Annotated in this window: 5 protein-coding genes and 1 pseudogene; 2 read left to right on the plus strand and 4 right to left on the minus strand. The window is 59.4% G+C overall.

Annotation, left to right across the window (positions count from 1 at the left end):
* Window positions 1–107, minus strand: a pseudogene (locus tag AC4GMC_RS16725) (oxygen-dependent coproporphyrinogen oxidase); the annotation flags it as partial.
* A gap of 253 nt (window positions 108–360) precedes the next feature.
* Here AC4GMC_RS16725 and AC4GMC_RS16730 point away from each other — a divergent pair.
* Both AC4GMC_RS16730 and AC4GMC_RS16735 read left to right on the plus strand, forming a co-directional pair.
* Entirely contained in the window at window positions 361–1659 is a 1299-nt protein-coding gene (locus tag AC4GMC_RS16730) for a D-alanyl-D-alanine carboxypeptidase family protein (RefSeq protein WP_487877435.1), read from the plus strand.
* Window positions 1660–2002: 343 nt separating this feature from the next.
* Window positions 2003–2887, plus strand: a complete 885-nt coding sequence (locus AC4GMC_RS16735; RefSeq protein WP_487877434.1) for a DMT family transporter — start codon at window positions 2003–2005, stop codon at window positions 2885–2887.
* Window positions 2888–3184: 297 nt separating this feature from the next.
* Here the strand turns inward: AC4GMC_RS16735 and AC4GMC_RS16740 are convergent, their stop codons facing one another.
* From AC4GMC_RS16740 to sdhD, 3 genes are all read right to left on the minus strand, one after another.
* Window positions 3185–3964 carry a succinate dehydrogenase iron-sulfur subunit gene (locus tag AC4GMC_RS16740; RefSeq protein ID WP_487877433.1) on the minus strand — a complete coding sequence of 260 codons (780 nt, stop codon included), beginning with the start codon at window positions 3962–3964 and terminating at the stop codon, window positions 3185–3187.
* Between the two features lie 101 nt (window positions 3965–4065).
* On the minus strand, window positions 4066–5877 hold the full coding sequence (gene sdhA / locus AC4GMC_RS16745; protein WP_487877432.1) for a succinate dehydrogenase flavoprotein subunit: 1812 nt from the start codon (window positions 5875–5877) through the stop codon (window positions 4066–4068).
* Window positions 5878–5894: 17 nt separating this feature from the next.
* The coding region (sdhD, locus tag AC4GMC_RS16750) for a succinate dehydrogenase, hydrophobic membrane anchor protein (protein WP_490391476.1) at window positions 5895–6223 on the minus strand (329 nt) is incomplete at its 5' end.

Below are 6223 nucleotides of genomic sequence, written 5' to 3' on the forward strand. Positions count from 1 at the left end.
GTGGTTTGGCTGTCTTCCAACGCCTCAAAGGCGGCCACGATTTGATCGCGCAGGGTGCGAAACCAGGTGGCGGCTTGGTCTTTGCGGGTGTCAAACATTTCGGTCATTCGGGTGTCTCCTTAGGTTGACACTAATTTATCATTGAAATCGCGAGCATGCCAGCGCTGTGGATACGGGTTGTTAGGAAAGGTGTGCTAACACTTTCGAGAGTTCACGTTCCTTTTGAGAGGTGTGGTTTTTTCGAGAAAGGGCTGGTTTCTCTGGAAATTTTGCGCGGGGTGTGTTCTTCTAGGTGCAATAATTCCGGGAGGGCAAAGCCCCCCATGACATAACGGCAGATCGGGCAGTGATTTGACGCAGATGATACAAAGGTTGGCTTTCGTAGCCGTCCTGTCGCTATGCATTGTGCTGGGCGGTGGGAAAGTGACGTTCGCGGCGCCCTATGCGGCGATGGTGATGGACGCGCGCACGGGTGAGGTGCTGCATTCGCGCAACGCGGATACGCGGCTGCATCCTGCATCTTTGACCAAAATGATGACGCTGTATGTGGCGTTTGAGGCCATCCGTTTGGGTGAGATTTCTTTGGACACGAGCGTGCGGATTTCGCGGTTTGCGGCGTCTGAGCCGCCTTCGAAGCTGGGGCTGCGGTCCGGGCAGAAGATCAAGTTGCGCTATCTTATCAGAGCGGCGGCTGTGAAGTCGGCCAACGATGCGGCGACTGCGATTGGTGAGGCTATCTCTGGGTCTGAGGCTGAGTTTGCCAAACGCATGACACGTACGGCGCGGGCGCTGGGCATGACGAACACGACCTTTCGCAACGCTCATGGGCTGACGCAGTCGGGGCACTTGTCGACCGCGCGGGATATGACTGTGATGGGGCGGCGGCTATTTTTCGATTATCCGCAGTATTACAATATCTTCTCCCGCAAATCGACGGATACGGGCATGGGAACTGTGCGCAATACGAACCGTCGTTTGCTGAGCAATTACCGTGGTGCGGACGGAATTAAGACGGGTTTCACGAATGCGGCGGGTTTTAACCTTGTGGCGAGTGCGGAGCGGGGCGAGGAGCGGATTATTGCGACTGTCTTCGGCGGTCGTTCAACCGTGACGCGGAATGCGCGCGTGGCGGAGTTGCTGGATATGGGGTTCAAGCGTGCGCCGAGCCATGCGGCTGTGCGCAAGCCTCGGTTACCTGTTTACGACGTTAGCCCGACGGCTGGCATGACCGCTGTCGCAAAGTCCAGTCGGCCCGTTGCGCGGCCCGATCGTGGGGCTTTGGGTGGTGACGTGTTGATTGCGATGAACAGTAGTAGCCCGAGTGGTGGTGCGGTGGTTCCCGCGCCCCGACCTGCGGATGATGCGTTGATCGACAGTGCAGATATTCAGCGTGAGGTGGTGACGCGGGCGGCTCGGTCCTCTGGTGGGCGGGTGTTTGGCATTCAGTTGGAGCCTCAGTCGACGCGCTATGCGGCGGACAAATTGTTGCTGCGCACAGCATTGCAAGAGATCGATACCTTGGACACAGCTTTGCGGCAGGTCACGAAACAACGGCAGGGATATATGCCTAGTTTTGTGGGCCTCAGCCAGCGAGAGGCGCAGCGCGCGTGTAGCCGGCTTTTGTCTCGGCAGGTGCAATGTGAGGTTAAGGACGGCTAATCACTGGAGGCGGCTTTTGTAGATAAGGCCGTTTCCTTTGCACTATTGCTGCCGTTTTACGCTGTGGCGGGCGGTGAGATTGTTTTGGCAGAGGGTCTCTGCCATCCGGTCCTTTTCGAGACTGCATCCCATTATGCTTATGTCGGTCAATCGAGCCCCTTTGGGGGAAGGTTGGGGTGTGATGCGGTGAGCGCGGGGCCGGACAATTGGGGCCGCGTTTTAGGAGGCTTTGCACGGTGGTGTTCTGGACAGATATGCCGGGCTTTCGTCGGTTGTTTGCCACGCTGTTGATGCGCGACCTTAGGGCGTTTGTTTTTAGATCTTGGGTCGGTTAGAGGCGTTTATGTCCGTTGAACGCACCACGAAATTTGCATCTTTGATTGTGATCGCCACAGGGGTTCTGTGGGGATTTTACTGGTTGCCCGTGCGGCAAATGGAGACGCTGGGCTTGGCGGGGCCTTGGGGGACGGCGGCGATTGCGGCGTCGTCTGTCGCGGGTTTGACGCCCTTTGCCCTGCGGTATTGGCGTGAGGCGACTGGGGCGCAGGCGGTGACGCGTTGGGCCTTGGTCATGGGCGGCGGGGCGTTTGCGCTGTATTCGATCGGGTTTATCTATGGGCGCGTCGCGCTTGTGATCCTGTTGTTTTTCCTCACCCCGGTTTGGAGCACGTTGATCGCGCGATACGTCATGGGCTGGCACACGCCGGTTTTGCGGTACGTCGCGATTGCGTTGGGGTTAGTTGGTCTGAGCCTGATGTTGAGTGCAGGGGGCGGTGCGCCGGTGCCCAAGTCGTTGGGGGAATGGTTCGGGCTGATTTCGGGGGTGTGCTGGTCGGTGACGACTACGGTCCTGCGGGCCAAGCCTGCGCTGCCGCCGGTTTTTGCGGCATGGCTGTTTTCGCTGGGCGCGTTGGCCACGGCGCTGTGCCTTGCGGTGGTGTTAGAGCCGATCCCAAGCGCCGTGACGCTGGCGCAGTTTGGGGTGGCGGCTGGAACCGGGTGGCTGTGGTGGGGTGTTTCGATTGCGGGACTTTTGTGGGCCACGGCACGATTGGACCCTGCGCGCGTCGGTATTTTGTTGATGGCCGAAGTGCTGATCGGGACGGCGGGTGCCGCGCTGTTGGCGGGTGAGGTTGTGACACCGTTGGAAGTGTTTGGGGGCGGTTTGGTCGTGCTGGCCGCCGTGCTGGAAGTTTGGCCGCAACGGGCCAAAGTGGCAAAAATTTGACGTAAGTACGGGAATCCGTACTGGTTTGGTTTGGGAATACGGTTAATGTTCTTTGTGTGTTCTAGATTAAAGAGTTTTGTTTTGTCTTGCTGCGAACCGGGCTTGTGGCGGTTTCTCTGGTCTTATTAAGGCTCCCGCCGCTACAGGATTTGGCCCCTGATCCACGGCCATACCCGGTACAACAGGAAAAGCGTCCCGCCAGCATGGGGCGTTTTTTCTTTTTGGGTCTACCAAGTGGTCTGATCCAAATGAAAAAGGCACCCGAAGGTGCCTTTTGCGATAGGTTTTGAAGCCCGCTTAAACGTGACGCTCAACCATCATCTGCTTGATCGACGCGATGGCCTTGGCTGGGTTCAAACCCTTGGGGCAGGTCTTGGAGCAGTTCATGATCGTGTGGCAGCGATACAGTTTGAAGGGGTCTTCTAGTGCATCGAGGCGTTCGCCTGTGGCCTCATCGCGCGAATCGATGATCCAGCGGTAGGCATGCAGGAGTGCTGCTGGCCCGAGGTATTTGTCGCCGTTCCACCAGTAGCTGGGGCAGGATGTTGAGCACGACGCGCACATCACACATTCGTACAGGCCATCAAGCTTTTTGCGATCTTCGATGGACTGACGCCATTCCTTGGCGGGGCGGTTGGTTTTGGTCTCCAGCCACGGCATGATGGAGGCGTGCTGCGCGTAGAAGTGGGTCAGATCGGGGATCAGATCTTTGACGACTTCCATGTGGGGCAGCGGATAGATTTTGATGTCGCCCTTCACCTCATCCATGCCGTAAATGCAGGCGAGTGTGTTGATGCCATCGATGTTCATCGCGCAGGAGCCACAGATGCCTTCGCGGCAGGACCGGCGGAAGGTCAGGGTTGGGTCGATCTCATTTTTGATCTTGATGAGGCCGTCCAAAACCATAGGACCGCAGGTGTCCATATCGACGAAATAGGTGTCGAGTTGGGGGTTTTTGCCATCCTCGGGGTTCCAGCGGTAGATCTGAAACTTGCGGACGTTGGTGGCGCCTTCGGGTTTGGGCCATGTTTTGCCCACGGTGATCTTGGAGTTCTTAGGCAGGGTAAATTGTGCCATGGGTCGCTCTCCTTAGGTGTCGTGTGTCGTCGGTGCGAGGGGGGCAGTCGACCATGGCGCGGTGGCCACGGTCGAACCCGGTCCGTATGGGGGGCTGAGGCTCAATACACCCGCGCTTTTGGCGCGATTTTCTTGAGATCAATGCCGCCTTCGTTGTGGCTGCTGAGGGGTTCGAGGTGAACACCGCGGTAGTCCAGCTTGGCCGCGCCGTTTTTGCCTGTGAACCAGACGAGGCTGTGCTTGCGCCAGTTTTCGTCGTCCCGGTTGGGGTAGTCCTCATGGGCGTGGGCGCCGCGGCTTTCCTTGCGGGCTTCGGCGGCTGTGATGGTGGCCACGGCATTGGGCATCAGGTTGGCCAATTCGAGGGTTTCCATCAGGTCCGAGTTCCACACGAGGCTGTTGTCGGTGACGGCGATGTCATCCATTTTGGAGGCGACGTCTTCCATCTTGTCCTTGCCCTCAGCGAGCGTCTTGTCGGTGCGGAAAACGGCGGCGTCGGCCTGCATGGTTTTCTGCATTTCGAGGCGCAGTTCGGCAGTGCCGACCTGACCACGCGCGTGACGCAGGCCGTCGAACCGGGCCAGAGCCATGTCGACGGAGCGCTGGTTCAGCTCGGGGTTGGGGGTTTTGGGATCGACGATTTGACCAGCGCGGATGGCAGCGGCGCGGCCAAAGACCACGAGGTCGATCAGTGAGTTAGAGCCCAGACGGTTGGCCCCGTGCACCGAGGCGCAGCCCGCCTCACCCACAGCCATCAGGCCGGGGGCGACGTTGTCGGGTTTATCCTTGGTCGGTGCGAGCACCTCGCCCCAGTAGTTCGTGGGGACGCCGCCCATGTTGTAGTGCACGGTTGGCAGAACCGGGATGGGTTCTTTGGTGAGGTCCACACCCGCAAAGATGCGCGCCGATTCCGAGATGCCGGGCAGGCGTTCGGCCAGCGTTTCGGGGGGCAGGTGGTTGAGGTGCAGGTGGATGTGGTCGCCGTCGGCGCCAACGCCGCGGCCTTCGCGGATTTCCATGGTCATGCAGCGCGAAACCACGTCGCGGGAGGCGAGGTCTTTGTAGGTCGGTGCGTAGCGCTCCATGAAGCGTTCGCCTTCGGAGTTGGTCAGGTAACCGCCTTCGCCGCGCGCGCCTTCGGTGATCAGGCAGCCGGAGCCGTAGATCCCGGTGGGGTGGAATTGCACGAATTCCATGTCCTGAAGCGCGAGGCCTGCACGGGCAACCATGCCGCCGCCGTCACCTGTGCAGGTGTGCGCAGACGTGGCCGAGAAGTACGCGCGCCCATAGCCGCCGGTGGCGAGAACGGTCATTTTGGCGTTGAACAGGTGCAGGGTGCCGTCATCGAGTTTCCAGCACAGAACGCCTTGGCACTGACCGTCTTCGGACATGATCAGGTCGATCGCGAAGTATTCGATGTAGAACTCAGCGTTGTTTTTCAGCGACTGGCCATACAGCGTGTGCAGGATGGCGTGGCCGGTGCGGTCGGCTGCGGCACAGGTCCGCTGAACGGGGGGGCCTTCACCGTATTCGGTGGTGTGGCCGCCGAAGGGACGCTGGTAGATTTTGCCTTCTTCGGTGCGCGAAAACGGCACGCCGTAGTGTTCCAGCTCATACACGGCTTTGGGGGCTTCGCGCGCGAGATATTCCATCGCGTCGGTATCGCCCAGCCAGTCGGAGCCTTTGACCGTATCGTACATGTGCCACTGCCAGCTATCGGGGCCCATATTGCCCAAGCTGGCCGCGATGCCACCCTGAGCGGCAACGGTGTGGGAGCGTGTGGGGAACACTTTGGTCACGCAAGCGGTCCGCAGACCCTGCTCAGCCATGCCCAAAGTCGCGCGAAGACCTGCGCCACCAGCGCCGATCACCACGACGTCATATTCATGCGTCTCGTAGTCGTATGCAGCCATTTTCAAACTTCCCTGTTTTAGAGAGCCATGCGCGCAATGGCGAACAAGCCAACGGCGATGAGAATGTAGGAGAACCAGTTCAACCCAATGATCAACAGCTTGCCGCGCGCGCCGTGGACATAGTCCTCAACGGCGACGATGGCTTCGCTTGTTACGTGGGAGATAGTGACGATGAGGCTGAGGGCCACAATAATCGCAGGAATGGGTTGGCTGAAGTAGGCCACGACCTCTGCGTATGTGCCGCCAAAGCCCGCGAGGAATGTTACCAAAAACACGGGCACAACCACGACAAGCGCCAGAGACGTCATCATCATGTGCCAGTGGTGGTGCGTGCCGTGACGGCCGG

The sequence above is a fragment of the Thalassobacter sp. genome (assembly GCF_982993085.1).

What these genes read in the sequence shown, in the direction of transcription:
- AC4GMC_RS16740 (WP_487877433.1), bottom strand. Translation starts at nt 3,964, where the DNA reads ATGGCACAATTTACCCTGCCTAAGAACTCCAAGATCACCGTGGGCAAA.
- AC4GMC_RS16730 (WP_487877435.1), top strand. Translation starts at nt 361, where the DNA reads ATGATACAAAGGTTGGCTTTCGTAGCCGTCCTGTCGCTATGCATTGTG.
- AC4GMC_RS16735 (WP_487877434.1), top strand. Translation starts at nt 2,003, where the DNA reads ATGTCCGTTGAACGCACCACGAAATTTGCATCTTTGATTGTGATCGCC.
- sdhA (WP_487877432.1), bottom strand. Translation starts at nt 5,877, where the DNA reads ATGGCTGCATACGACTACGAGACGCATGAATATGACGTCGTGGTGATC.